This window comes from Micromonospora sp. bgisy143 (assembly GCF_057708145.1).
This window is the reverse complement of the sequence record NZ_JBYIRN010000003.1, coordinates 154,354-180,266: the sequence shown is the minus strand read 5'-3', so window position 1 is coordinate 180,266 and position 25,913 is coordinate 154,354. Positions and strand designations below refer to the sequence as shown.

At 67.7% G+C, this 25,913-nt stretch carries 18 protein-coding genes; 10 read left to right on the top strand and 8 right to left on the bottom strand.

What is annotated here, in order from left to right; all coding sequences use genetic code 11:
- Position 1: 1 nt before the first annotated feature.
- Together AC3EN4_RS06465 and AC3EN4_RS06460 are read right to left on the bottom strand one after the other, a co-directional pair.
- Positions 2-2,671 carry a tetratricopeptide repeat protein gene (locus tag AC3EN4_RS06465; protein ID WP_435204993.1) on the bottom strand — a complete coding sequence of 890 codons (2,670 nt, stop codon included), beginning with the start codon at positions 2,669-2,671 and terminating at the stop codon, positions 2-4.
- Positions 2,672-3,225: 554 nt separating this feature from the next.
- Positions 3,226-3,813 carry a hypothetical protein gene (locus tag AC3EN4_RS06460; RefSeq protein WP_435204992.1) on the bottom strand — a complete coding sequence of 196 codons (588 nt, stop codon included), beginning with the start codon at positions 3,811-3,813 and terminating at the stop codon, positions 3,226-3,228.
- A 797-nt stretch (positions 3,814-4,610) separates the two neighbouring features.
- On the opposite strand from AC3EN4_RS06460, the gene AC3EN4_RS06455 reads away from it, so the two are divergent.
- The 7 genes from AC3EN4_RS06455 (at position 4,611) to AC3EN4_RS06425 (ending at position 15,414) form a co-directional block, all read left to right on the top strand.
- Positions 4,611-5,783 carry a competence protein CoiA family protein gene (locus AC3EN4_RS06455; protein ID WP_435204991.1) on the top strand — a complete coding sequence of 391 codons (1,173 nt, stop codon included), beginning with the start codon at positions 4,611-4,613 and terminating at the stop codon, positions 5,781-5,783.
- Positions 5,784-5,968: 185 nt separating this feature from the next.
- A complete protein-coding gene (locus tag AC3EN4_RS06450) occupies positions 5,969-6,655 on the top strand; it encodes a hypothetical protein (protein ID WP_435204990.1) in 687 nt (228 codons plus the stop codon).
- A 1,087-nt stretch (positions 6,656-7,742) separates the two neighbouring features.
- Positions 7,743-9,302, top strand: coding sequence for a hypothetical protein (locus tag AC3EN4_RS06445; protein WP_435204989.1), 1,560 nt, complete (start codon positions 7,743-7,745; stop codon positions 9,300-9,302).
- A gap of 198 nt (positions 9,303-9,500) precedes the next feature.
- Positions 9,501-10,454, top strand: a complete 954-nt coding sequence (locus AC3EN4_RS06440; RefSeq protein WP_435204988.1) for a DUF5954 family protein — start codon at positions 9,501-9,503, stop codon at positions 10,452-10,454.
- 207 nt (positions 10,455-10,661) lie between these two features.
- Positions 10,662-11,930 carry a hypothetical protein gene (locus tag AC3EN4_RS06435; protein ID WP_435204987.1) on the top strand — a complete coding sequence of 423 codons (1,269 nt, stop codon included), beginning with the start codon at positions 10,662-10,664 and terminating at the stop codon, positions 11,928-11,930.
- A gap of 137 nt (positions 11,931-12,067) precedes the next feature.
- On the top strand, positions 12,068-12,607 hold the full coding sequence (locus tag AC3EN4_RS06430; protein ID WP_435204986.1) for a hypothetical protein: 540 nt from the start codon (positions 12,068-12,070) through the stop codon (positions 12,605-12,607).
- Positions 12,608-12,762: 155 nt separating this feature from the next.
- Positions 12,763-15,414 (top strand): ATP-binding protein, encoded by a 2,652-nt coding sequence (locus AC3EN4_RS06425; RefSeq protein WP_435204985.1) that lies wholly within the window; start codon positions 12,763-12,765, stop codon positions 15,412-15,414.
- A gap of 569 nt (positions 15,415-15,983) precedes the next feature.
- Here AC3EN4_RS06425 and AC3EN4_RS06420 read toward each other — a convergent pair.
- From AC3EN4_RS06420 to AC3EN4_RS06400, 5 genes are all read right to left on the bottom strand, one after another.
- Entirely contained in the window at positions 15,984-17,213 is a 1,230-nt protein-coding gene (locus tag AC3EN4_RS06420) for an EVE domain-containing protein (RefSeq protein WP_435204984.1), read from the bottom strand.
- Between the two features lie 497 nt (positions 17,214-17,710).
- Positions 17,711-18,193, bottom strand: coding sequence for a hypothetical protein (locus AC3EN4_RS06415; RefSeq protein WP_435204983.1), 483 nt, complete (start codon positions 18,191-18,193; stop codon positions 17,711-17,713).
- Positions 18,194-18,416: 223 nt separating this feature from the next.
- Positions 18,417-18,965, bottom strand: coding sequence for a DNA cytosine methyltransferase (locus AC3EN4_RS06410; protein ID WP_435204982.1), 549 nt, complete (start codon positions 18,963-18,965; stop codon positions 18,417-18,419).
- A 108-nt stretch (positions 18,966-19,073) separates the two neighbouring features.
- The gene (locus AC3EN4_RS06405; protein ID WP_435204981.1) at positions 19,074-20,081 is read right to left on the bottom strand and encodes a TRM11 family SAM-dependent methyltransferase; all 1,008 of its coding nucleotides are present in this window, start codon (positions 20,079-20,081) and stop codon (positions 19,074-19,076) included.
- A complete protein-coding gene (locus AC3EN4_RS06400) occupies positions 20,065-20,979 on the bottom strand; it encodes a hypothetical protein (protein WP_435204980.1) in 915 nt (304 codons plus the stop codon). The genes AC3EN4_RS06405 and AC3EN4_RS06400 overlap by 17 nt, the downstream gene beginning before the upstream one ends.
- An 832-nt stretch (positions 20,980-21,811) precedes the next feature.
- Here AC3EN4_RS06400 and AC3EN4_RS06395 point away from each other — a divergent pair.
- The 3 genes from AC3EN4_RS06395 (at position 21,812) to AC3EN4_RS06385 (ending at position 24,635) form a co-directional block, all read left to right on the top strand.
- The gene (locus AC3EN4_RS06395; protein ID WP_435204979.1) at positions 21,812-22,693 is read left to right on the top strand and encodes a hypothetical protein; all 882 of its coding nucleotides are present in this window, start codon (positions 21,812-21,814) and stop codon (positions 22,691-22,693) included.
- A gap of 623 nt (positions 22,694-23,316) precedes the next feature.
- Positions 23,317-23,718, top strand: coding sequence for a pilin (locus AC3EN4_RS06390; protein WP_435204978.1), 402 nt, complete (start codon positions 23,317-23,319; stop codon positions 23,716-23,718).
- A gap of 2 nt (positions 23,719-23,720) precedes the next feature.
- Positions 23,721-24,635: a TrbL/VirB6 family protein gene (locus AC3EN4_RS06385; protein ID WP_435204977.1), complete on the top strand. Its 915-nt coding sequence runs from the start codon at positions 23,721-23,723 to the stop codon at positions 24,633-24,635.
- Positions 24,636-24,753: 118 nt separating this feature from the next.
- On the opposite strand, the gene AC3EN4_RS06380 is transcribed toward AC3EN4_RS06385, so the two are convergent.
- Entirely contained in the window at positions 24,754-25,764 is a 1,011-nt protein-coding gene (locus AC3EN4_RS06380; protein ID WP_435204976.1) for a hypothetical protein, read from the bottom strand.
- Between the last annotated feature and the right edge of the window lie 149 nt (positions 25,765-25,913).

Genomic DNA, 25,913 nt, shown 5'->3' with positions numbered 1-25,913 from the left:
TCTAGGACGGTTCAAACCGCGGTTCGGTACCGGAGGCAGTCGCGAGCACAGCGTCGAACTCGCCCGGCGCGGCATTCACTCGCAGCAACTCCAGCATGAACTTCAGGCGGTCCCTGAGAACCGGCGGCGGCACCGGAGTCACATCGCGAGCCCGCCGAAACGCCTCCACGGCTGGGTCGAGCGATTTGCCGGAGCCCACCCGCTGACCGACGATAGCGAGCCCTTCGAAGTCCCAGGCGGCGAAGTCGCGTCCATCACGCGTGTGGCGCTTGACCGCCTCCCGTTGCAGATCCCGGAAGAGCGACCGAGCCTCCGTCTCCGAGTCGGTCACGAACGCGGTCAACGCCTGCAACGCCAGCACCACGAGGGATCGATTGGCGAGGCGGTATCGATTGGCGCCCTGGATCTCACGCCTCGCCTGCTCGGGATGCCCGTTTCTCAGGAACACCATGGTGAGGGTTGTTCGCGCCTGTAGAACCGTCACCGGATCCTGGAGTTCACGGGCCCATGTGACAGCCTCATGTGCGATTCTCGCTGCCTCACCTAGATATCCGGTTTCGAGCAGCAGGTCGGCCCGCGCGTCGAGGCACCGTACCCGCAGCGAGGGATCCTCCGGGTGCTCGCGGGCCGCCTCGTCCGCGATACCCATTAGGCGGTCGGCCTCATTCACCTCCCGTAGCTCCGAATGCCACCTCGCCAGACTGATGGCGATGTCGACCGCGGACGAGTGCCCGCCGTTGCGAGCCAGCGACAGTGCCGCGCGGCCGCGGCGAATCGCCTCCGGGTACGCTCCGCGCCTACGCAGGCACTTTGCAAGACCCGACAACGCGGCTGCTTGGTCCAGCGCGTCGTACTCCTCCTCCGCCATTCCGAGGGCGCTCAGGTAGTACTCCCCGGCTCGGGCCGCGTCACCTGCCTCCCAGTGCGCCGCAGCGAGATTGATGAACAACTTGCGCCGGCCGTGTCGCCACGTGGCACGACTCGCATGCTGCACCGCGGACTCGAACGCGGTCCGCGCATCGTCGATTCGGCCCCGAGACAGGTAGATACAGCCGAGAGCATTGTCGTTTTGCATCTCGCGGAAGGGTTTGCCCAGGTTGTCGGCCAGTGCCTCGCGAGCCGGCAGCACCAAGTGGCCAGCTTGCCACCGTGAAAGTGCCCTCTCCATCTCGTTGATCAAGGAGTACGCCGATAGCCACAGCTCGGCCCGGATCCGAATGTCGAGCTCCGCGAAGTGGAGGTCCAAGTCCTCTATCCGCTTGACGCTCTTGATCGGCCGCCGGCGCCGGGATAGCAGGTCGGCGGCAGCAGGTAGCAGCCGCGCAGGTCCGTCAGGGCGCCGCGCCAGTTCGTCGTAGACCTCTGGCGACAACAGGTGGTATCGGTGACCGACGGCGGTTATGACGGTGCTGTCGACGAGTTCCGGGAGCACCACGGCCACCCGTCCGGCGGCTGTTTCGTCCGCGAGGAGTCCGCTCACTTGCTCGGCGGCCACCGGCACGCGGTACGCCGCGAGCGCGATGACGACCAACCGCTGCTCGTCGCTGAGCCATTCGACCAGCACCTGAGAAAGCCGGCCTGCCCGTGCCGACGGCGCCTCCCGCGCCAGCAGCTCGGCCAGCTCGCGGGCCTCAAGCCTGCGCCCTGCCAACGTGAGCACGGTGCGGAAGAGTTGTGCCAGCCGGGGAACGCCCTGCAACACGTGGTAGAGCAGGTCGGGTTCAGTGCGGGCCAGGCTCGACAGACCCAACCGGTCGGCGGCGTCGAGCTGCTCTACATACGTGCCGAATTCCTGCGGCGGAAGGCCGTCGATTCCAATGCGCGGAGCGTCCTTGAACCAGCCGGCAGCCGTCGACGCGACCGGGACATCGCGCAGCTCCAAGATCACCTTGACCCGACGCAGCCCACCGGAGAGAATTTCAAACGCTTCGTTCAGCTCCAGGCTGGTGACGGAGTACTGGTCCGGATCGACCAGACGCTGGGCGTTCTGGACCAGGATGGTCACCGGATCGTGGTCCGATGCCTGCATTGCCGCTTCCAGTCGGCTAAGCAGATCTTCGCCCGGCCGTCGTCGTTGTCCGACCGCTGTACCGAGCGCAATGTCGTCTAACAGGGCCCTGACATCGAGCGGTGGCCCCGCAGAGAGGTCGTGCTCGCGTAGCTCCCGCGCCAGCCCGGTCTCGCGTAACACCCACCGCACCAGCGTCGTCTTTCCACCACCGGCCCGACCGTGCACCAGGATGACGCTCGACCTGTCGGTCTTCAGCGCCGCCACCAGCCGGTCGCGTTCGTTCACCTGGTTGATCGGGTCCGCACCATCGCCGCTCGATGCCCGCCGTCCCGGGATCGATGCCGCGACCCCGCCGACGATCCTCGGCATCGCGTACGCCTCGCCCGCAGTGATGAAAACCGTGTCCGCGATCATCGGAGCGTTGCTTGCTCCCGGTGGACCATGATCCCGCCGTCTTGCCGAGATCGACGCCACAGCTGCGGCGACGCCCGATCCGATCGCGACGAACCAGCTGACCCGCTCGATCCAGTTCCAGGCCGCAACACGGTGCCCGACCAGGACGCTCCACCAGTCCAACCACGTGCCGATGAGCGTCAAGGCGGCAAGCGCGCACAGCGCGGCCGTCCAACGCATAAGGCGAAACCAGCGTCGACGGCTCACCTCGTCATCATCGCGGCTAGGCGGTGCCAGCTAAACAAGACATCGACGGCCGTAGGGTTTGCGACAGATCTCTTGACTAGCCACTGCTGCACGGCGTTGCTCCGGAGCTAAGGCCCGTGGCCCTGCCCAGACGGCGGTTATCCAGGCGAGTCTCCGCCATCCCGGTGCTGCAACCCCGGCCCCGTTGGGCCAACCGCTTGACCCGCTTCTGACGTTTGACTCCTTCGGATCCGCCGAAGAGGTCTCAGCTTAGAGGGCCAGCTCAGGACGTTGCCTGTGGGATCGGTGTCTCGAGAGACGAAACTTCGGCGGACTCCGGCAATCTCACCCGCAACGCTTCACCGCACGACCTGCGGTACTGCGCCGCCACCTACCTCGAAGCCGCTGGCGCCGACCTCAAAGATATCCAGAACTTCTGGGCCACTCCTCCGCCGCCATGACCGACGTCTACACCTCCGTCATCGTCGAACTCGACGTCTAACACGCCAAAGCTGAAGCCGCCGCCATGCTGCTCTACCGTCACCGGCAACAGCCAGCCACATAAGCGTCGTCTGCTAGCCGCCCTCGCCACAATCGGGAGCTTCCTGCCGCGTCCCGGGAATCTCCCGCAGCGCGAAGGCGGGATCGATCTGAATCGGTGGCCTGTCCCCCTCGTCGAGCGGAACGGGCGCCCGTACCGCCCCGAACTGAATGCTGTCCACCGTCGTGATACGCCACCAGCCGACGGTGTCAAGGAACCGCATGCTCATCGGCCGGTCGTGCGCCGGGGCCGTCGGTTGGCTGGTGTAGTCGTCGTACAAAACCCGCACTGTCAGTATCGAGCACGGCGGGGCGTTGAGATTGCCGCCGTAGAGGACGTGCGGGGTCGGCTTCACGCTCACCTGGGCCATCTCGAAATGGATGCGCATGATCGGCACAGGCGACCGGTTGTAGATTACGAAAGTGGGATAAGTGTTCACCTCATCAGGCGCTCGGTCCGCGTACCAAAAGGACACCCGGGCGGCGTACCGCTGCTCGTACCGCTCATTCTCAATCTTGGCTAACCCCAATTGCGCCTGGTTGATCTTCAATTGCGACCGGTTGATCTCTTGCTGATCTCGAAGCGTCCAGAAGGCGATTCCGAGAGCCAGCAGGGTGAGCACCGACGAGACGACAGCCAGCCACGTCTGCACCCGACCGCTGACGGCTGAAGGCGGCGCCACCGAGCGACGCGGACGGCGGCGCGCCGCGACAGCTCGAACTCGCGGCGCTCCTCGGGGCACAGGGCTCTCCTTCCATCGAGACCCTTCATCTTGACCCGAACCTGCAAGAATTGCCTCCGCCGACCAATCACCACAGGGTGACCTGACGTCCGTTCGTTGTTTGACCAACGCCACCTGCTCACGGTCACCCTCGATCGATCCTTGCCCCACCAATATTCCCGTCGCGCCCCGACCAGTCCGTACCACAGTGCCTCGACTGGGACGGCCAGCCAACGGCGCCGCTCACGCCGCCCGGTCTGCTGCCGGCCAGCGGCGACGGCGTCGCGACCGAACGGCGGGACCAGCGGCTGCCTCAAACTCGCTTAGTACCATCGTGAACTGCTTCGGCTTCTCGAGGACCTGCTCGGGCACGACGAACGCAGCGGCGTCACCGCTCCGAGCGGTAGGGGCGGAGCGTCGCCGCTCACGCCGATCGGTAGGCGGTCAGTGAGCAAACAGCCCCCACCGCCCGCAGCAACCGGTCACGGTCGTCATCCGAGCGGCGAGCCCGACGAGACAGGCGATAGCGCTGTTGAGGTCAGAGCGGTCAGCACGACGACCATCCTCGATGGGAGCTACCCTTGGTAGCTAACGTGTAACCCGTTGCCTCCGTCGGCTGCGAGCAGGATCACCGCTTAGGGGGACCCGTGAACCGACCAGTCTGGGAACACCTCGACCCGCTCGCCTTCAACGACGGTGTGTTCTACGTGCCGGCCGCGATCGAGTTGCAGCCGCGACTCACGCTCTGGGGGCACCCCGACCAACCCGATCTGCGCGAGCGGCTGGCCAACGACCGCCCCCACGGCATCGGTGGTAAGAAACTGCTTTGCCTGCTCTGCATGCGCTACCAGTCCCAAAGAGGGCTGCCCCGCACGCCGGTGTGGCTGACCTTCGTAGAAGGCCGGCACGGCCCGGTATTCCGACACGAGGACGGCCGTTCCCCGCACCCGGAACACCAGCCCGAAACCGACACCCACAAGGCGCTCAAAGAGCGCAAGGCCCGCACATGGGAGTCCGCCGGCGGCACGGTGGAGGTTGAAGTGTGGCGGCCACGCGCCCGCCGCCGACCGGACGTCCTGGCCATCGGCCCGGTCCTAACGGTCGCCGGGGAGATCCAGCACTCTAAGGAAACCCCTCGGACTATCCGGGCCCGACAACGAGCGCTCCGCAGGGCCGGAGACCGGGTGGTGTGGACCACCGACCGCGGCGCCGACGACATCGCGTTCCTGCACCCGGTGCCACACCTGTCCGTACCGGCCCTCGACGACCACCGCATGTACCTGTCCGAGACCCGCCTGGAGGTCGGCGCGGGTGCCATCACGTTCGAGACGCAACGGTGCGGCTGGGCGGACCTGTGGACGGGCACCACCCGGTGCCCGTCCACCCGCAAGACCATGCCGTGCGGCCGGTTGCACCTCTACCCGACGCTCAACCCGCACGGCTACAGCCGGCAAAAGGCCGCCACAACCGCCATATTTCCCTGTGGCCCCCGCCTTCACCTCGACCACCTACTCGAAGGCATCTTGCACGGGGCCTGGCTGCCCTACCGGCACCGCGACCGCGTTAGCTGGATCCCTGCCGATGCTCACAGCACGGTCGCCGGCGAACGGGGCGGGACCGTCGAGCTCGCCGAAACCGCAAGCGACCCCCGGCGCGACGAGACGGCAAAACGCGCCTGCGAACGGCGATACGGTCCCGACGCCACGCAGGCCGGAACGTCCGAGGCGAGAACCCTGCCCTTCTGCTGCGGTAACAAACCGCCCGGACGAGCCGGTCAGCCGCTGGTCCTCGCCTGCCAGCTCTGCAGCAACTCCCCTACCTACTGGCGCCGAGAGGAACTCGACGGGACGCAGTCCAGCGCCCACCAATGATCTGGCCCTCAGACCCGGACGCCCGAGGCCAACCTACCTGACCTCGACCTCGAGGAGGTGTCGGTACTGCTGGCCACGCTGTCAGTTGCAATCACCGTCGGCGACAGATCCGGGCGGGGGTTCTCGGGCACGCTAGCGGGACCTACGCTGTCGTCGCCGGTCTGGCTGAGGCACTTGGGGTTGCGGTGAGTTTTGACCTGTACGTCTGGCACGAGGACCAACCAGTCACTGCCGCCGAGGCGCGAGCAAAGCTGGAGCGCTGGGGCGACGGCGCACAAGAAGTGTTCGCCGCGCATCCCGCCGTAGGGCGGTTCTACGACGCACTGCTCGATCGCTTCCCGCCGCTGGAGAGTCTCGGCGATGATGACGTCGACCGGCTCGGAGCGTGGAGCATGACTCCCGAGCGGTCCGACGCGATTCTGACCGTCTCGTGCGTCTGGTCGCGAGCCGACGAGGTCGGCACCGCCGTCCTGACGCTCGCCGCCGATCACGGCCTGATCTGTTACGAACCGGGCTACCACGTCGTCAACCCGAACGCTCCCGGCCACGCAGCGCTCTTTACGCTCTCGTCGCAGAGCCTGCCGACGATGCCCGACCCCGACGCGGGCCGCTTGGGATGGATCATCGGCAAGGTCGGCAAGCACAACCGCTACGTGATCCTCGAAAGCGCCGACGGATGGTTCGTCCAGGTTGGCTACGGCGACGCTGCCGGAGTACCCGCCGGGACATACGCACTGGAATATCAGGAAGGCTCCATCGACCGACACTTCCGCTGCCAGACCACCGACGGCGAAGCAGCCCTGCGGCTCCTGCAGGAGTTCCGAGCCGGCGACGACAGGTGGAAACGCCGCCACCTGTGGGAACCACTCTGACCAGTCCTCCCAAGTGCCCATTGAGCCGCGACGAGTGTCCGGACGCGTACGCGCGGCAGCTCCCCACCGCACTGAGGTCCGCTCGGCGGCATCGCGGTACGCCTCAAGTACACGTCTGAAGGCGCGCACATCACTCGGCTTTCACAGACGCCGCCCTACGGCCTTCGCAGGGTGCCGACGCTGACGCCTTCGGGTCCGCCGAAGGCGCACCACAGAGGACGAGCTGGCCACCGCGTTGGGGGTGGGATCGGAGCTTCTCCAACTGTCCGCGCAGAAGCTTGGCGGTCCGCTCGTGGTCGGAGGTCTCCGCGGCAACGCCAGACGGCCGGGGTTAGTTCCGGGGGTGGCCTGGTCTGCGGTAAGGCCCTTAGTTCAGTGCCGTAAGCCGGGACAAGTGTCAGGTACACGAGCGCGTGAGATTCTGCAGGTGGTTACGCATCATTGACACACCGCTGAGGTGCATACGTACCTGCGAGGGATCTTTCTCGCCGTACCGACAGGGCTCGTAGCGGAACATCCGCTCGCTGGGCGAACTGGACTTTATGCAGCTCCTTGGTGACCGTCAGGTCCATCGTCACATCGAGCCACCAACGGCGGCCCGACCGGTATGGACTGCATGCGGCTCGGGCCGGGCCCGAGGCTCGGCGGAATGTGCGCTCGAAGACCCACAGCTCGTCGCCATCATCGATGGAGTCGTGATTGTCAAGACCGATACTCATGGTTTTTAGCGGATGAACAGGTCCAGGCTTACCTCCTCGCCGTCGACGAGGTCTGTGCCACTGTGATCGATTACCAGCCACCACACCGGCTCAGCCTGCCGACAACAGCTAGTCCGGTCTATAAGTTCGAGGTCGCATGCGTCTGCTCCTAGGGAGGACCATTCGGGTGAATAACCTCAAACTGTCGAGTAGCGACAGAACCTCATACCACCGTTCGGGCTGCGGAGAGGGCAACGGCGGCCAGGCTCCTAAGCGGAACACGGCGCCCACAGACGCCTCGCGCTGCCGCAGTATCCTCTGTCCGCGCGATCATGAGCGACACCTGTCGAGTTAGCCCACAGTTACTCCTCGGATGGTCGGAGCGGACGATGAGCCTGCTGTATCGCACTGTATGGAAAGACACGACCGAGCCCGACCGGCATGCCGTGATTGACCTGGCTTTGGAGTATTTCAGCCGATGGGCCCTTGATAATCCTAAAGCGACGACGCTTCCTGAAGGCGAGACCCTCGTGGACGGGAAGGTTGTCACCGTACGACTCCTCGACAATGACAGCGGGTATGGCGTAGAGGCACGTTCGCGAGACGAGCGTCCGTCGGCCGTCTGGTCCGTCACGATGCGCGCCCTCGCCACCGACACCGCCGTTCACGTCTGGATCGATGTCGACATGGAGACCGACGACCCCACGCAACGGGTCGCGGTCGGTGGTCCCCGTCTGGTCAACGACCTACTTGCCCTGCCCGGCAGGCCAGCTCTCGGCGTGAACAACATTGTCACTGACGTCGTGGCCGTCACCGCAACTGAGGTCGCCGTTCTAGTCGACTTGCTGCGCTCGGCCGATCGAACCCTTCCGTTCATCGTGGTATCCGCTCCAGCCGGCGGCACCGACCCCCTTTGGCAGGAGCGTGCACGGCGGATCGCGCAGCGTACGCGCGGCATCGCCACGGTAATCGTGCTTGACGAGACCGCAACCGCAGCGTTCAAGGCGAAGCTTGGCCCACTAGCAGTCTGGAACGGCGCGGTGCGGACGTACGTGCCCGCACCAGTCGAAACAGAGGCAGACGGTTGGCGACACCGGTATGTGCCATCAGCTGCACTTGGCGGAGCTAGCGGAGCCGCAGCTGCTGACCGAATCGTGTACGCAGTGGCGCAGCTGTCCACTCGGCGCCGGGTCCCGGCCGAGTTGCGGGTCTTTACCGGGGACGACCGAGACTCAGTCGACCAAACGCTAGCGGAGCAGGTCCGCGAGGAGCTCCAGTTCGAGGTCGACCTTGCCCATGATGAGCTCGCCGACGTCCAGAGGGAGCTTGCCAGGGCGAACGGCCACCTGGAGCGACTCAGACGGGCGCTGGAGGCACAGGGCCTCGTCGACCTGTACTGGGGCACCTCGCAGGCCCAGGAAAACGTGGGCGACACCGATCGGCCGGAGACCGTTCAAGACGTATCCGAGGCGGTTGCCGCGGCACGGACGCACCTGAGCGCTTGGCTAACGATCGCTCCAAGCGCAGCCCGAGAACTGCAAGGCATCGACACCAGCCCGAACGCATTCGCTCTAGGCAACTCGGCCTGGCGTGGGCTACAGGCCCTAGCCGCTTACGCACAAGCGAAGCAGGCTGGGGCGGGCGGGAACTTCTGGTCCTGGTGCGAGCGTGGAGAGGCCTTTAGCTGGCCTGCCAGCAGCAAGCGACTCGCAATGCGGGAGTCGGAAACATTGCGTAACGGCCGACACGCTGAGTCGCGGATGTTCGAGGTCGACCCGCAGGCCGGGCTCGGACCGCGAGTGTTCATGGAGGCGCACCTGAAGGTCAGCGAGGGAGGCGGCGCCCTAGCCCCAAGAATCTACTTCTACGATGATACCGACGGGGCCACCGGCCGAGTCCATGTCGGATTCGTCGGCCCTCATTTCCTCGTACCGAATTCGAAGGCATGAGTCAAGCCGCGCACCGCGATTGTTCGGAGGCATAATGCGAAAACTCTCCACTACATCAGCAATTGGCTAGGCCGAGGGCGACTTCGGGCACGCCGAAGAGCTTCCCAGCTGAACGGCGGCGCGCGGCACCGATGACGCCGCTGCGGTGAAGGCGCGCCCTCGTGACACAGGCTATCGAGCCGTCGCACAATCCGTGGCATGAGTGCCGACGAAGTGCAGCCGCCGGTAATCCTGCGGGTGCAGCAGCCCGCAGACCCAGTCGGCGCGGTGGCCGAGGACGACGCGGTACGGCGAACGGCGGCCTACCCGATGGACCGCATTGGCGCCCCACTGTTCGGTCACGCCGTGCAGGTAGATCGCGGGCGGTGGCAGGTATATGCCGTTGTGTCGGACACGCCGCAGGCCGCGCGGGACGCGCTTGCGCACCACCTCATGGAGCAGCTCGACGAGACCACCGACCCCCTGCTGGCTGCGGAGTTGACCACCGCGCTCGGCGTCCTAGACCGGGAAAAGGTGAACGAGGTGGTGATCAACGGTCGCGTGCACCGCGTCGTGCGGGTGGACACGTTCGCGCGGTTCGGCCCGGACGGGCCTGAACCGCCCCGACCCACCGACCGCGACCCCCGCGACGCCGAGGACCACGACAGTTTCCTCACCCCAGAGATCGTCATCGACCCAGGCGAGGCGACCGGGCCGAGTGAGGCGATGCTGCGGGCAGAGCTGACGACCGCGCACTACCCCCGCTCCCAGGTGCCCGCCACCGTGTACGCCGAGAGCGTCGACGCCGTCGCCTCTCACCCAGTCGGGGTCATCCTGCCGACCCGCTACGCCGCAGCCGAATCTGTAGCAGGGTCGTGGCGGCCCTACAGTCGTGCGGTGGCCACACCGCAGCTGGCCCGCGACGAGATTGCCTTCGGCCTGCGCCACATCGAACCGCGCCTGCTGAGGCTGACCGACGACCAGACAGCCGCCTACCAGCAAACCGCCGACACCATCGATACCAATCCCGTCGACGACGTCACCGCGCTGGGGCGCCATTTCCGGGTCACCCGCATCGAGACGCTGCTGCGCATGAGCGCCAGCGGCCCGGAGATGCCCCGACCATCTGACCCCGATCCAGACCAGCCTCCGGGCGCGGCCCGACAGCGTTAAGACCAGCAACGGCACCACCTTAAGGGCCTGGGCAACATTCAACAGGCCGCCGCCAAGAGCCGCTTCGACCCCTCGACGTCGACAGGTCTGGCACAACCAAACCCTAAATAGTGCGCTGCGGCTGCTGACACGCCCCGCGGGGCGACTGACGACACGGCGCCGATCTGGTGTAGGCATGATCCAGGAGCGCATGACTGGGGAGGTGGCATGCCGAAGGAACCCGCGATCGTCGGGTTGCCTGGGCAAGTCTGGGGCCTGGCGGCCGCGGACCGAGACGGGCCGATCTATCTGACCAGTTATGCGGGCCGCAGTCCGAGCACCCGCAACCTGTACACCACGGTCCTTACCGCGGTCGATCTGAGCGGAGCCGTGCTCTGGCAACGCACGTTCGCAGGCCATCCGTTCCCACCCCGCGTCGACGCGGACGGGACCGTGTGGGTAACCCACCAGGACGGTGCCAGCCCGCCCGTGTTCACACTCACCGGCGTCGGCGCCGAGGGCTCGGTGCTGCACGAAGTGACCCCGCAGCAGGAACCGGGCGAGCACGCGGGAGCAGTCGTCCGGATGCCGGACGGCTTCTGCGTCCTGTGGCTACCGACCACGCCACGCCAGCGGCTTCCCCACGGCCGCACCGCGCGCCTGGCCCGCCACAGCGACACCGGCAGCACCATGTGGTCCACGCCCCTGCCCCTCGAGACGGTCTCCTTCTCCGGCGTCGTCGAAGCCAGCGTAGCGACCGAATGGCACGTCCAACCCAAGAAAGAGTGGAGGCCATCCACCCTACGGGCGGATCACCGGCAACCGCTGCTCGTGGCCGGCGACCGCATCCTCGCCGGGATCAGTGACGCAGGCAGCGGCATCGGAAAGTGCACCATCCTCGACACCGACACCGGAAACATCATCTCCACCACAGAGCCCGGCCCCTACCACCACAAGGCCATCGCCGGCCATGGCCGTTTCCTCGTCGGCGCCCAGGGCTACGGGGCGTTCTCCAGCACCCTCTACGGCCCTGACGGCCAGCCAACCCACACATGGCCCAGCCACGGCCAGATGCTCATCGACCAGCACGGCACCATCCGCGGCCCGGAATCGGAGAACAGGCTGCCCTCCCGGTCACGGTTCCGGGTTCTCAACCCCGACGGATCAATGCGCGACGGCCCACCCCTGTCCGGCTACTACACCAGCTATCCCGCGCTCGACGCCACGGGCACCGCAGTGTTCTGGCGCGACGGCAAACTCCTGGCCGTCGACGCGAACCTGGACCAGCACGAACTGTTCCGCACCGATGACGACCGAACCGTCATGAGCAGAACCTTTCTCCTCCAGGACGCAACCATCGCGTTCGCACTCGACAACGAGCTGCTCATCTTCCGCGACACCGGCCTGGCACCGCTCGCCGCCGGCCCATGGCCCTGCGCCGACGGCAACATCCACGGAAACCCTGCCATCGCAACCGTGGCACCCCCGACCATCTGAACACCCCCTTGACCGTTCCGACATCTACTCGCTCGAGCCCGCCGAAGAGGTCGCCAGCCCGAATGTTGTGGCGCCACCAGCGATAGCTGGTCGGAGCGTGGCACAGCACCACTCCGTGTGTCGATACAGTGAAATTTATGGATGAGCCAAGGTATGGGTATGGCAAAGGTGAACGGCCGTTGTGGTCCTCACGGGACCGCGACGCTGAGGCCGTACGGCGTGTGCTCCGCAGGGCTGGGTTTCGTGACGTCGGCGAGCGCCATCTGGACGGCTTTGCGGTCGAGGGCGCCAGCGGCGACGGACCGAAGCCGTTTTACGTCTCGTACTGCGGCTATCCGAAGAAGCCAGGGACGATAGGCCGCTGCGTTCAGGCGCTGAGGCGGGCTGGCTTCGAGGTTGAGCCGGATATGAAGCTTGAGGACGTGCTGGTTGTACAGCGGCGACCCGCCGGCTTGGTACTGAACGTGCCGCGCTCGGGACGAGCCCTGCTGGCGGCGGCGATCGTCTGCGCGGTACTCGCCACGGTCGCGCTGCTCGCCTCGTGGATAGGTACGGGGCAGGTTCGGCTCGCTGGCGGTATCGGCTCGGCCGTGCTCGGTGCACTGGCGGCCTTCCTCGCCGGACTCTGGTACCAACGCGAGCTTGATGAACGAAGCCGGGAAGAGCAGGCAATTTGAAGCCGCGTCACCGCTAGGTCGGCCGACGCCGAGCTGATGGAGGGCCTTCGCGCCGACGGGGTCGGGGATCTTCCGAACTTTCGACATCCGGAGGTATGTGGAGGCCTTCTGCCAGGATCGAAATACCATGATGGTGATCGCTGTCGGGAGGTCCGATGCCCGCTGAGCTGTTCGTCGGCCGAGAAGACGAGCATTCCGCAGTCCGCGCGCTAGTTGATCGCGCGTGCGGCGGCCATGGCGGTTTCCTGATCATCGAGGGTCCGGCTGGCATCGGTAAGAGTGCCCTGCTCCGACACATCCAGGAGGCAGGCACCCCGGCTGACTTCCTGTCTGTAGGGTGCCACGTTCAGGTGGGGCAGTTGGAGGCGTACGGACCACTCATTGACCTGGCCTGGCTGATCGATCGCGACCGGCCGAAGAGGAGGCGACTATTGCGACGGTCAGGTGAGGCGGTGAAGCAGCGTTGGCCAGAACTTTTGACGTTGGTTCCGGGAGTGGGGTCGACTCTGAAGATGGTCGCGGAGACCCTCTCCGGCCCGGTGCCCGGCGCTCCGCTGGTCGAGAACCACACCGCTGCCAGGGCGATGGCGGATGGGCTTCTACACCTCATCAAGGAGAGGTTCCCTGCGGTCATCTCCATCGATGACTTCCATCGGATTGATGAAAGCTCGTGTTCAGTGCTGTCATATCTCGCCAGGGCGGCCGAAGATCAGCGGGTTCTCTTCGTCCTCGCCGGTCGCGACGACGAACTCGTGGCGAATCAAGCGGCGCGCCTACTCGTGGATGACCTCGTCGTCACCGGGCTCGCTCAGCGAATACGGCTACGGGGCCTGCCGGTGTCGGCCGTCGCCGAATACGCCGAGCGGATGTCCGCGGCTGACGTAGCACCCGTAGAGCTTGCCCGGCGCACCGGCGGGCATCCGCTCCTGCTTCGGCACTTCCTCAGCAATCGGCGACAGCTGGCGCTGCCGCCAACCCCTGACCACCTACCGAGCGACCTGGTCGCACCGCATCTCGAGGGCATCCAGTTGGCCGAGCAGGTACGGCTGATGGTGGCCGCACGGCTGAGCCGCCTCAGCGACGACGACCGCCGAATGTTGGCGGTTGGAGCGGTCGAGGGCCGGGAGTTTCACAGCAGCATCGTGGCAAGAGTTCTCAAGATTGATCGTGACGAGGTCGCGGATCGGCTGCACCGGCTAGCCAGGGACACAGGGCTGCTGCACCCGCTTCCGTCAACCTCGTGGGACGATCGGCTGGAGGCCGACCGCTACCTCTTCGAGCATGACCTGGTGCAGGAGGCTCTGTATCGAGACCAGAGCGAGTGGCAACGGCGGGATCGGCATCGGCTGATCGGGCGGGTCTTGCATGAGTACTCGGAGGATCATCGAGATCTGACGCAGGATTTGGCGCTTGAGCTTGTGCGACATCACCGCTTGGGGCGGGACTGGCCTGCGGCCGGTCGGGTAGCGCACTTTGTCGCGTGCCGGCTCTCTCAGACCGGTGCGTCAGCACCCGAGGTTGTCAAGATCGCCGAACAGGGCCTCGAGTGTGTTCGGCGCGCCCCAGTGGACGAGGAAACGTGCCGGCTCCGAGCCCAGCTCGTCGAGCTCTTACTGACGGCCAGCGAGCTGAGCTGGCGGACCAGACCGGAACCAGACGGGACCGTGCGCCTGGAGGCTTTGTCAACGGAGGCGGTGCGGGCGGCAGAGGGCTCCGGGGACGCCAACCTACGGATCCGCGCCCAGTACTTGCACGGCAAAGTGCTGCTGTATACACAAGGAGTTCCGGCCGCACTCCCTCTGCTGCGGGAGGCATGGCACGAGGCGCTGAAGAGCGGCGACGCGGTTAGCATCCTGTTGGCGGGGTGCGAGTACGGACGGCAGCTGCCCAAGACTGACGTGGAGGGCGGCTTGGCAGTCCTGGCCCGTGCAGAGGCTGCTGCCTCCGAGGACGACTCCGTGCGACAGTCCGAGGATCCAGTCGTCCAGCGCGCCCGCCACATGGTCGCATTACAGATCGGTGTCAACCTCTACGACGCAGGCGAGCTGGGTGCTGCCTTGGCCCGGTTACGGGCCACCATCCCGCAAGTGCAGCAGCGCCCCAATCTGGGACTGCTGCCGATCGGTCTCAACTATCTGGCACAGGTAGAGGCTGGGATCGGCAACTACACCGAGGCCGAACAGTGCCTGACCGAGGCGGTCGGATCTCGCGATGAAGGAGAGCCGGACGGTTGGCATGCCGTCAACCTGGCCTACCTTGGGGCCCGCCGTGTGCAAGACCGCAGGGACGCCTCGGGACTACGCCAGCTGAGGGACGCGCAGGCTGAGGCAGCGGTGACCTGGCAGGCGAACCTGGCACCGCTGGTCGCGAACCTGTACGCGGCGAGCCTCTTGAGCATGGTCGACGCCGATCCGGCGTACGACGAACTCGCTGGCAACGTACTGCGGGACTGCCTTGATGAAACCCAACGCACCGGCATGCGGCGTAGCGAAATCGTCACCCTCTCATTGCTCGGGCAGTGGCATCTCAGCCGCGGTGACAGTCAGCGGGCTTTGCAGTTCAGCGAACGTGCGACGGAACATCTGCGGGATGCAGGATGGCGGCTCGCCGCGGTTGTGGCAGAGGAGATTCTCTACCGGCACGCGGCCGTGCAGCGTGCCCTGGGCCACGATGGCGACGCCGACGACTCACTCCGCCTCGCCCGATCGCTGGTGCTCGAGAAGGCAGCCACGCTGGATGGTCGCCTTCGAGACCGCTTCTTGCGCGACGTACCGATCAACCGGTCGATTCTTGCTGAGGCTCGCTGAGCCTCAGCAAGGTGAGAGCTGCGGCGCTGATTCAAGGCAGGCAGTGACGGCTCAGCAGGGGGATGCCTTCGACTTTCGAAGCGGCCCTCGATCCGGACCCCTCGGCGAGGCTCCAGGTGTGGGCCAGGGGTGTCTATGCGTCGTTAGCGGGCCAACCGCAGCTTGGTGGACGGCGGCCGCATACTGGCCGAAACTCGGTACCTCAACGTTGAGGCCGAGCTTGCCGTGCGTGGCTAACCCCTCGGCGATCGCTCGATCCTGCAATAGCCGCCGTTGCGCGCCGCCTGCATATTCGCTGTCTGGAGGCTGGGCGCGGTAGCCGATCCCCCGGCCTAGGGTCAGGGCGCCTTCGACCGTGCCGGCGTGAGAGCAGCGGGCTGCGGGCTCATGCCTACGGTGACCTGCATAAACGCCAGTGCCGTAGCGCGCGATCTTCAATCGCAAGCGGCAGTTCCGACCTCGGCACACGCGGCCCCGGAGGCCTTCTACCAGTCCAGGGACGGCGATCGCGGCGTCGGCCCCAGCTTCCGATGCCGTCCGACGCTGATCATCGCCGATGAACTGCTGCGTCAGCTGCGGAAGGTATTTTCGCGGTGCCATGCGAAATAAGCAGCGCTGCTGGTCGTGTGAGCGTCTACTCGTCGGTCTGCCAGCTCTGCCAGCCGTTGACCTAGCGCGGCCGTGTTGCCCGGGTCGCCGGTAACGATGACATGACCGGTGGGGCCAACAGCGATGTAGCCAGCCTCGAAGAGGGCGTCGCACCCAAATAGGCATGCGGGCATGGCGATGTGATCGAGGTCGCGTGCCTCTTGTTCGGTACAGACCGCGCGCTTCTTGATGTGGGCGGCGCGCAGGAAGCGGACCGGGTACGTCTCCCCGCAGATTGCACAGTCGGCGTCCGTGGCTGAGGCGAAAAGGCGCTGGCGCAGCAGGGCTTGCTCGCCACGATGAGTGGCTATACCAAACCGTTCGAGGTCCCCTTCGAAGGTGAATGCCCCGGTTGTGGTGTCGAGCTGCGGTGGAGCGTCGAGGGTGATCACGGGAGGGCTACCGGACGAGCGGGCACCCGGCAGGGTGAGCAGTACCGCTCCGATGAACGCACTCCGGTAGGTGCTGGTGCGCGGGTGAAGCTCAACGCACCCGTCGCGCAGGAGGCGGCTGAAGGCATCGTCGACCCAGGCGACCGGTACAGGTTGGCCGTTGGGGCTGCGTTCGGTGCTGACTATGACGTGTGGAGGGCGTACCTCGATGACGGTGTTGAGTCGGCCTGAGGCTGTGGTCAGCGGCCGACCGACCAAGCGGCGTAGGAGGTCGGTCGCGCCGGTCATCGCCTCGGCGGGTAGCCGGCCGTTCACCGAGGCGCCTCTACCGAACGAGTGTCGTACGACTGCCAGCCACTGTCGGTCTGTCAGAGGGAACGGGTTGCCAGACCACGGCCGCGTGAGTATCGCGCTTTCCGCGAAGTCCTGATCGCCAGCGAGGGCAGTGCGTAGCACCGGCTGGTCCAAGAATCGCCGCGTGAGCCGGACCGGCATCACCCAGCGGGCTGCGTCAGGATCAGGCGGCTCGGCGTAATAGCCATCGTCGACTCGCCCCTCTGCGGCCCATGTGGGAGGACCGGTGGTGTGACCCACCGCTACCACCCCGCCGGTGCTTCCAGTCAGCCAGAGAGCAACATCCTGCTCGGGACGGATATCGCCGAGGTGACGTGTCGCCGTCCACGCGGTGATCTCATGACCATCGGCGATGAAATCATGGATGCGCCATTTGGTTGGGTTGCATTGCAGGATCCACCGCACGAGACACCTCCAGCAGTCACCCATGGACTCTCGGCACCGCGCTGGCGCCGAACGTCGGCTCGGACGGTAAGGGTAAGCCGATCCCGCGCTGGTCGCGGTGCCCGAGGCGGGCCGCGCCCTGCGACGCCGGCCGGTAGAGCTGATCCGTGCTTGGGTGGACCTCACTGCGGCCAATGGGAACTCGAATAGCCTGGTCGGAGCCGTGTGAGCAATCGACGTCCTCGACGACGGAACAATCGGTGCGCCCGTGGTACGCGATCAGACCTCACCCATCGGTGCCGACCGCTGGTCACTTGGCGATCGTCGACTGAGCGACGGGTGGCGGTACCTCGCACATTCCGCTCGAAGGCTGAGGCATCGGCAGCCGCGCCGCCGCAGGTTGACAGACATCGATGACCCACGAACTCGGAAGTTCTGGCCGCAGGACAAAGCGGGTGGTGGCTCGTCGCGGGCGGTGTGTCGATACGCCGCGACGAGCCACAGAGGGCTGTTAGGAGCTAGGTGTGCTGGCAGAGCAGAAGTCGCAGAGCGCTCGCCGCTTGGGCGGGGACGACGCCGTTGCCGAGGACCCGCAGCGCGGTGGTGCGGGGCAACCCGAGGGTGGGGTCGGTGACCCAGTGCTCGGGCAGGCCCATCAGCCACTCCACGAACGGCGGCGCGAGGACGGGCTTGCCGTGCCGGCCGGTTTGAGTGGGTTCGGGTGCGGGGCGGCCGAGTAGCAGCCCCCAGCGGGCGACCGCAGGGGCGTAGCCGCCCCACCGCTGCTCGTCGGGCTGCCCGAGGGCGGCGATGGTGGTGCGCAGGTCCGCGCCGCCGTCACCGTGGTGCCCGGGGCCGCGCCCGTCGGACGCGCGCGGGGTGGGCAGGACCCGGGCCGGGACACGCACCGCCGCGGAGGGAAGGGTGAGGTCTCCGTGCGAGCCGCGCTGCCCAGGGCAGCCCTTCTCGCCGTCGCTGGCCCGCGGGGTGGGCAGCAGCACCTGAGACAGCGGGGGCCGGAACCCGGCGCCCGCGCGTCGCCCGGGCGTGCCGGTGTCACTCGCCCTGGGGGTGGGCAGCAGCCGTGCGCCATCGGTGCGCGTGGGCGCGTGCTGACCGGTGCAAGCGACGTGCTCTGCGGTGGCGGTCGGTAGTAGGCCGTGGGTGGAGCCCGACGGTTCGATGAGGTCGGGCAGGCCGTGCTGATGGCCGGGGCCTTTGCCGTCACGGGCACACGGTGTCGGCAGCGTCCGCACCCCCTTCCGGCCCTGCGGTGGGTGTGGCCAGCAGGAACAGCCGGTCGCGGCGATGGGCGGCGCCGATGTCGGACGCGCGTAGGCATAGCCAGCTCGTGTCGTACCCGATCGCGGCCAGGTCGGCTTCGACGACGTCGAATCCTCGCCGCAGGAGGGCGGCGACGTTCTCCACGAACACGAGCGGCGGTCGAAGGACGCGAACGGCGTCGGCGACGGAACGCCACAGGCTGGAGTGCTCCCCGGTGATGCCGGCGCGCTTACCGGCATTGGAGATGTCCTGGCACGGGAACCCGGCGGTGAGGACGTCGACGGGCTCGACGCGGGTCCAGTCGACGGTGCGGATGTCACCGAGGTTCGGCACGCCGGGCCAGTGATATTCGCAGACGATGCGGGCGTGCCGGTCGGTTTCGGCGTACCAGGTGAGTTGGCCGCCGAGCACCAGCTCGACAGCCATGTCGAGGCCGCCGTAGCCGGTGCACAGCGATCCGATGCGCGGTGCGGGTCGGTGGTCAATCACGCACCTCCGCCGCGCCGAGCGTCGGAGTTCCACCGCGAGCGGCCACTTGCGGAGGATGGGGGCTCCGCGCTCCTGCCATGAAGGTCGGGTAGCGGTGGGCGGGGGCACTCACGCGACCACCCCTGCCCCTTGGGTGCCAGCACGGGGGCCTGGTGCGGGCGAATCGTTCGGGTTCTTGACGAAGACGAGGACGTCCTCGTGTGCGATCAGGTGCATGGGGGTGCCGGCGGCCCGGGCCTTGCGTACGGCCTGCAGTTGGAAGAACGACGGCCGTGCGACGAGCCCGCCGTCGCGGACGGCGGCCAGCAAAGCCACGCACCGGTCGACGGGGGTGAGGCCGGCTCGGTTGCCGGCGCCGATGACCGCGCTAGGCAGGTCGACCAGTTCGCCGTGCTTGCGCCACGGTCGGGCGGTCACGACGACGACGCCGCCGGGGCGCAGGAGTGTGTGGCAGCCGGCGAGGATTTGGGTGAACCCGTCGGTGAGGCCGGTGAGGTCGCGGTAGGCGAGGTTGCCACGGTCGGTGCCGTCGTTGTAGGCGTTGTCGAACTTGGCCACGCCGTCGGCGCCGGGCCGGACCAGGCCGTGCACGGTGGGTCCGTACGGCGGGGAGGTGACCACGAGGGCGACCTGGCCGGTCAGGGCCGCCGGCATCAGCGAGAGGATTTTGGTGGCGTCGCCACGGATGACGCCGGCGCGGCCGGTCGCGCCTTGGTGGTGTGCGTGCGTGATGTTGGCGTCGGCGATGTCGGACCAGCGCGATTCGTACTCCACTCCGATCGCGTCGCGGCCGGCGTGGATCGCCTCGATGAGGGTGGTTCCGATACCGCACATCGGGTCGAGCACGAGGTCGCCGGGGTTGGTGTAGGCGGTGACGGCGTGCGCGGCGATCGCGGGGAGCATCCGCGCCGGATGCCGCACCGACTCGCGTACGTACCGGCCGCGGCGCTGGACCGGTCCGGTGGCCTGGGCGGTGGCCCATACCGATAGGCCCTGCGGGCCGGGAGCAGCCCGATGACGTCCGATCGGGCTGGCGCTCGGGGAGGCAGTCGGCGTGCTCTGCCCGTCGGGCTCCTGCGCGGCGGCGCCTGCGCGGTGCTTAGCCACGGCGACCACCACCCTCACGCCCGCCCTCGCGCGGGGCCTGCTGCTGGTTGTGGGCCTGGCTGAAGACCATCAGGTCCGCGTGGACTCGCAGGTGCGCCATCTGCCACCGCCGGGTGGTGGTGAGGGTGAGTAGTTCCTCGTCGGTGACGTGGTAGACGAACGCGTCCCCGTCGGTGTCGGCCGTGACGGCGACGAGATGCTGCAGGTAGCCCAGTCCGACGCCGGCGGCGGCCTGGACCACGCCGGAGAAGTCTTCCGGGCCGGCAGTGGTACCAGTCGACACGGCGACGGTGAGGATCAGGCAGCCGCCCGGTTGCAGCAGCGCCGCGCAGGCACTCAGCAGCCACGCCAGCCGAACCCGGTTGGCGGCGGCGCTGGCGTGCAGGGGCCAGCAGGCGACCACGAGACTGGTCGCTGCCTGCAAAGAGCTGCCGGGTGGCCGGTCGGCCGGCGTGTCGACCGGTGGGTGCAGCTGCGGGTCGGTGAGATCGTCACCGAACCAGGCGCTCATCTCGGGCAGGTCGTCCTCGTCGTCCAGTTCCGCGCCCCGGGAGGTGCCGGAAGGCGGGACCGGCGTGCTCGGGCCGATGATCAGGCTGGACGCGTCGGTGAACCACGCCGGGTGGTGACGGCGCGCCCCAGCCGCGCAGGCCTGGATGAGGGCGTGGTCGGCGGTGAGGTCCACGACCGCCTCACCGGGGCGGCTGTAGGCGCTGACGAGGCGACCGGCCAGTCGAGTGCCGATGCTGCGTCCGGCGTCGCCCGGGGTCCAGGCGGTGCGCCAAACGGTCAGCGGTACCGGCGGGTTGCCGGGGACCACGTCGGCTGGTGTCGTGGTGACCTCGGCGTCAGGGCCGGTGTTGACGATGGGACGCGGGTTGTGATGCTGCGGCGTGTGCTCGCTCATGTGGTGTCGGCTCCACGCCGCGCCGTGGTGCGCTGACACCCTCAAACCGGTGTTTGTGACCTGTGGCGAACACCTGCCGATCTCACCAAGTTCTGACAGCTGCTTCCTGCTTTTCGGCTTGTCCTGACCGGCCGGGACGCGTTCGCGGATGTCGTGGACCCTGGGCCGGCTCAGCGTCAGGGGCGTGTCAGAGCCCAGGGTCAACTCAGGTCTGTCAGACATCCCCGGCCACCGTCACCTCGCCCGTGACAGCGACGTGCCGGCGAGGACACGGGCGCTGGCCTGCGGTGGCAGACCGCTGTCCGACCCTGCGCGTGTTGGCACCGAGGACACCGGCTCCGGTCTGTCCTTCGGATGTCGGCTTGTCCAACCGTCGTGGACTGCCGGACGGACCTTGTCAGCTGGCACGGCGACGCAGTCGCGTCGGGGTGGATTTTGACAATCGGCGGGGCATCCCGCCGGTGGCGGTCTGACAGAGTTTCGCCGTGAGGCGCTGTCAGGCTCTGTGAGATCGACAAGGACGAGTCGTCAAGACCGCCCGAAGGTGTCCCGTTCTGACCGGTCAGCCGCCGCAGTGGACCAGGCCGGCCGTCTCCTGTCGTGTCAACGCGCAGGTCAATGTGGGTTTGCCAGAACGACGCCGCACGTTGACGCCGATCGCTGGCAAACCGGCTACCCGGGAGGAGGGATGGCGTCGAGCTGATGTCCTATGCCTGCTGGCCGGCGTTGTCAGGGGTCCGTGAGGCTCAGGTGGCGCACTTGTGGTCAGGCGCGCCGGCTGCACCGCTCTGGCTCGTCATCGACGTTCGTCTCCGACATGGGAGTTCGTGACATGACCGCCTCCGCCAAGGACTGGCCCGACTCGCCCCTGGACGCCGTGGACATCGCGTTCGCGGACCTGACCTGCGACCCCGACCCGTTGTCATTGGACCTCAACCCTTTGGCCAGCCAGCTCGGCGATGGCGCCGGTCTGCCCGGCGGTGTCATCGCGCTGCCGGCATTGCGGCAGTGGCTGCTGGACCATTCGCGCGCCTACACGGTGCGTGACGTCGTCTGGCGGGAGCTGATCCGCCGCGCCCGCCTCGACGGGCCCGCCTGGGTCATCGCCGCGGTCGCCCTGGCGATGCCCGCACTACGCCGCTACGCCGGCCGGCTTCACACCGGCTGGGCCGGCGACGCCTACGACCTGGACGCCGAGATCCTCACCGGCTTCCTTGCCGCCCTACGCGATCGGGTCGACCTGGCCAAGCCGGCCCCATATGCGGCGCTGTGCATGGCAGCCTGGCGGGCGGGCCATGAGCTGCGCCGGCGCGACGGCGCCGAGGCCGTGCCGGTGGACGACCTCGAACACCTCACCGGCTCGCGCACCCCGAAGCGGCCCTATGGGCATCCGGATCTCCTCATACGCCGCGCTGTCGAGCTGGGCATTGTCGACGCGTGTGACGAGCAGCCCTACATCGACCTGCGGCTGGGCCGACGCGCCATCGAACCCATCGCCGCCCGCCTCGGCGTGGAGGTCGACACGCTGCGGCGCCGTGTCGAGCGCATTGACGCCCGCGTCGCCGACGCGCTCGCCGCCGGCTTCCTCAGCGAGATGACCTCACCGCGGGTGCGGGAAGATCTTGCCGCGGCGGCCGAGCGACGCCGGCGGATCCGTGCCGCCCGCGGCGGAGCACGGTCCGCCATGGGGCAGGTGACGCTAACGGTTGCCTGACCACCGGGGTACCCGAGGCGGGCCCGACCATTTTGGTCGGGCCCGCGACCATGTGCGACGGACCCGACATGTCCCGCCGCCGCGACCGGCTCCCCCGCTGCTGTCGAAAGGGTCGTCATTCTCCCCATCGGGTGGCTGGCCGGCGGGGCCCGCGCAGGCCTGGCGGCGACGCCCTCGGCACGACGTTCGGCGGCGGTGAGACCACGGCGCCGACGCCGCAGGGGGTTCGAACGGATCGGCATGATCGTTGAAGGGGGGCCGCCGAGCTGGGATGTCAGGCACCGGTGAGGTTGTGTCGGAGCGCTGTGGGACCGGCAGGTGTTCGTCACCACTCACAAACGCCGGTTTGAGGGTGCGGAACTTCTCCGACGACACGGTGTCAGGGGCTGGTTCCGTCCGCCGCCGGGCCGGGATGCATGGCCGACACGGGATTGGGCGCCTCGGGTGCCGCGCCACGTTGATGCGCTGACACCTCATCGATCACGCCAACCCGAATGGGAGGACGAGCTCCTCCCGAGGCTCACTGCGGTCCCGTTCGACAGGTGTCTCCCGAGCCCGGCGGCGGCTCATTGATGACCGACTAGTCGCCCCGGCGTGAGCCGGGGCGGGAGGTGCAGCTACCCATGTCCCCCACGCTGTGGGCACGTTCGCGTGCCCTGACCACCGTGCTGTTCCCGTCCGGCAGCCTTCGACGCATCGCCCGGGTCGCCGCGACCGCCGCGGCTGCCCTCGGGATGCTGGCCGTGCCCGCCGCCGCCTACGGCGACACCGGCGGCCCGGTCATCCTGGCCGCCAACGACCTGCCCACCGTCATCGCCAACCTGCAGGCCTGGGTGATGGGCATCCTAGCCGCCGTCGCCACCCTGTTCCTGGTCCTGGCGGGGGTGTACTGGGCCACCGCCGGCGGCGACCCGGCTCAGGTCGACAAGGCAAAAGGCGCGTTGAAGAACGCCCTGGTCGGCTATGGCCTCGCCGTGCTCGCGCCCATCCTGCTGCAGGTCGTCCAGGGAATCGTCGGAGGCTGACGATGATCTGGGCGCTCAACCAGATCCTCGACTGGTTCGCCGGCCTGCTGCTGGAATGCCTGAACGGGCTCATCACCGCGATCACCCACGCGCTGCTGATCACCCCGGACGTCACCAGTCTGCCGCAGGTGCAGGCCCTGACCGGACGGTCGATCTGGGTCGTGGACACCGTCTTCGTCCTGGCATTCGTCGCCGCTGGCGTCCTCACCATGGTCGCCGGCGGCGACGAACGCGCCCGCTACACCGCCAAGGATCTCCTGCCACGGTGCGTTGTCGGGTTCGTCACCGCCCACTTCTCCCAACTGATCGCCGGCACGCTCATCGAGTTCGCCAACGCGTTCACCACCGCCCTGACCGCGCAGAATTTCAACGGCGACGGGGCCCTCGACGCCGTCAAAACCCACCTGATCGCGGCGCGGGACCAGACCGCCGGTCTGCTGTTCGTCGTCTGCCTGGCGATCATCGTCTTCCTGCTCGCCGCCACCGCCTGCAGTGTGATCGTCCGCTTCGCGGTCGCGCTGGTGCTCACCGCGGTCGCGCCGATCGCCCTCGCCTGTCACGCCCTGCCGCAAACCGACGGCATAGCCCGCCTGTGGTGGCGGTCGTACGTCGCCATGCTGGCGATCCCGGTGGTGCAGGCGTTCGTGCTGTTCGCCGGCCAGTGGATGCTGCTGGACACCAACACCATGCTGCCGCTGCTCGGCCTGCCCGTCGAACCGGGTGGCGCGCTCAACCTGTTCGTCGTGATGGTCCTGCTCTGGACCACGGTCAAGGTGCCGGGCCTGATGCGCCGCTACGCCACGAGCGGCGCAGGCGGGCGTGGCGGCAACGCCCTCGGTGCGGTCGTGCGGGTCGTCGTGGTGCGGCAACTCGCCCAAGGGCGGCGCACGCCGAGCGTGGGGGCGATGCGGCGCTGAGTAGGTGCGGCCGCGACGAACAGGCCTCACCGCTCAGATGTTGAGGCGCGCTCCACCGCGCCGTCTCCGTGTTGTCGGCCGGATAGGGGTGGACGTGGCCCGAAAGGGATGTGTGGCCTTACTTGGTGTTGCTCAATGCGCGCAATGCTCCTTCGGCCAGGACGTGTCCCACCTTGACGGCGACGGCCACATTGGTGGCGTCGAGCCAGCCAGGGTCGTGGCTCTCGTCCCAAGCGACGATGTCCGTCGCGGCCGCGAGGGCTTGATCGTCGCGCGTATGCACGAGCGCGGCGGCCAGCTGCAGGTATGCGCCGGGTTGAGTGCCGTCGAACTCGTGCGCCATGCCGGTGATCTGACCGCCGATCTGTCGCCCGTGATGCGGAAATAGGGCAGCCAGGCAGGCCAGCGCGAACCGCACCGCGGGCGGTTCGCTCTCCCACCGGTCGAGCAACGCCGGTAACTGCTCGTCGACGGCGAGGCGGACGTCCGAACTCCATCCGTCAGGTTGGGGCACACGGCCCTCGGCTGCGGCGCGGTCCGCGTCGGCCAGCAGTCCGTCAGCCCATCGGTCAACGGCGACGAGCAACCATACGTAGAGATCGAGCCGCTGCTCGGCGGGCAGCGCCCCGGAGACGACCATGCGCGCGAGGAACGGCAGCGCGGGCGCGGTGGCCGAGTAGCAGCTCCCCTGGTGCAGCAGGTCGTCACCGAACAGCTCGTCCAACGTTTCGTCCCAGTCACCGAACGGGTCCGCCAATTCCCGCAGCAAGTCGGGGATGTCCTGCGCGCTGCCGTGGGCGTGCCTGAGCGTCGCCCATGAGATCTCGTCCAGGCCTGACAAGTCTATGGGCGTGTCTTGGGCGTTATCGGGGGTCAGGGCCAACGGTGCGGCAGCTGGTGGGTCGATGACCACGATGACCGGGGTTGGGGGCCGTGCGCCGGGGTTGGTGCACACGATCGGCGCGTCAGGACCGCGGAGGATGTGTGCCATGCTCACGTCACAGCGGCTTCCGCCCTGCGGGTAGCCGCCGTGCAGGCGGGCGACGACGGCAGCGGCACGACCGACGGCCTCGATCAGGCGGTGTCCGGTCGCGTCGACCGGATACGGGCCGTCGTCGACGGCGGTCACCGGGTGGCGACGGCCGGGCGGTGACGTAGGCGAAGCCGTGCGACGCCAACGCTTCCGCCAGCTCGTGAGCATGCGTGTCGTCAGACACGGCGAACTGGTGGGTGCCCGCCATCGCTGACCAGCCGGTCATCTCGTCGCCTCCGAATGTC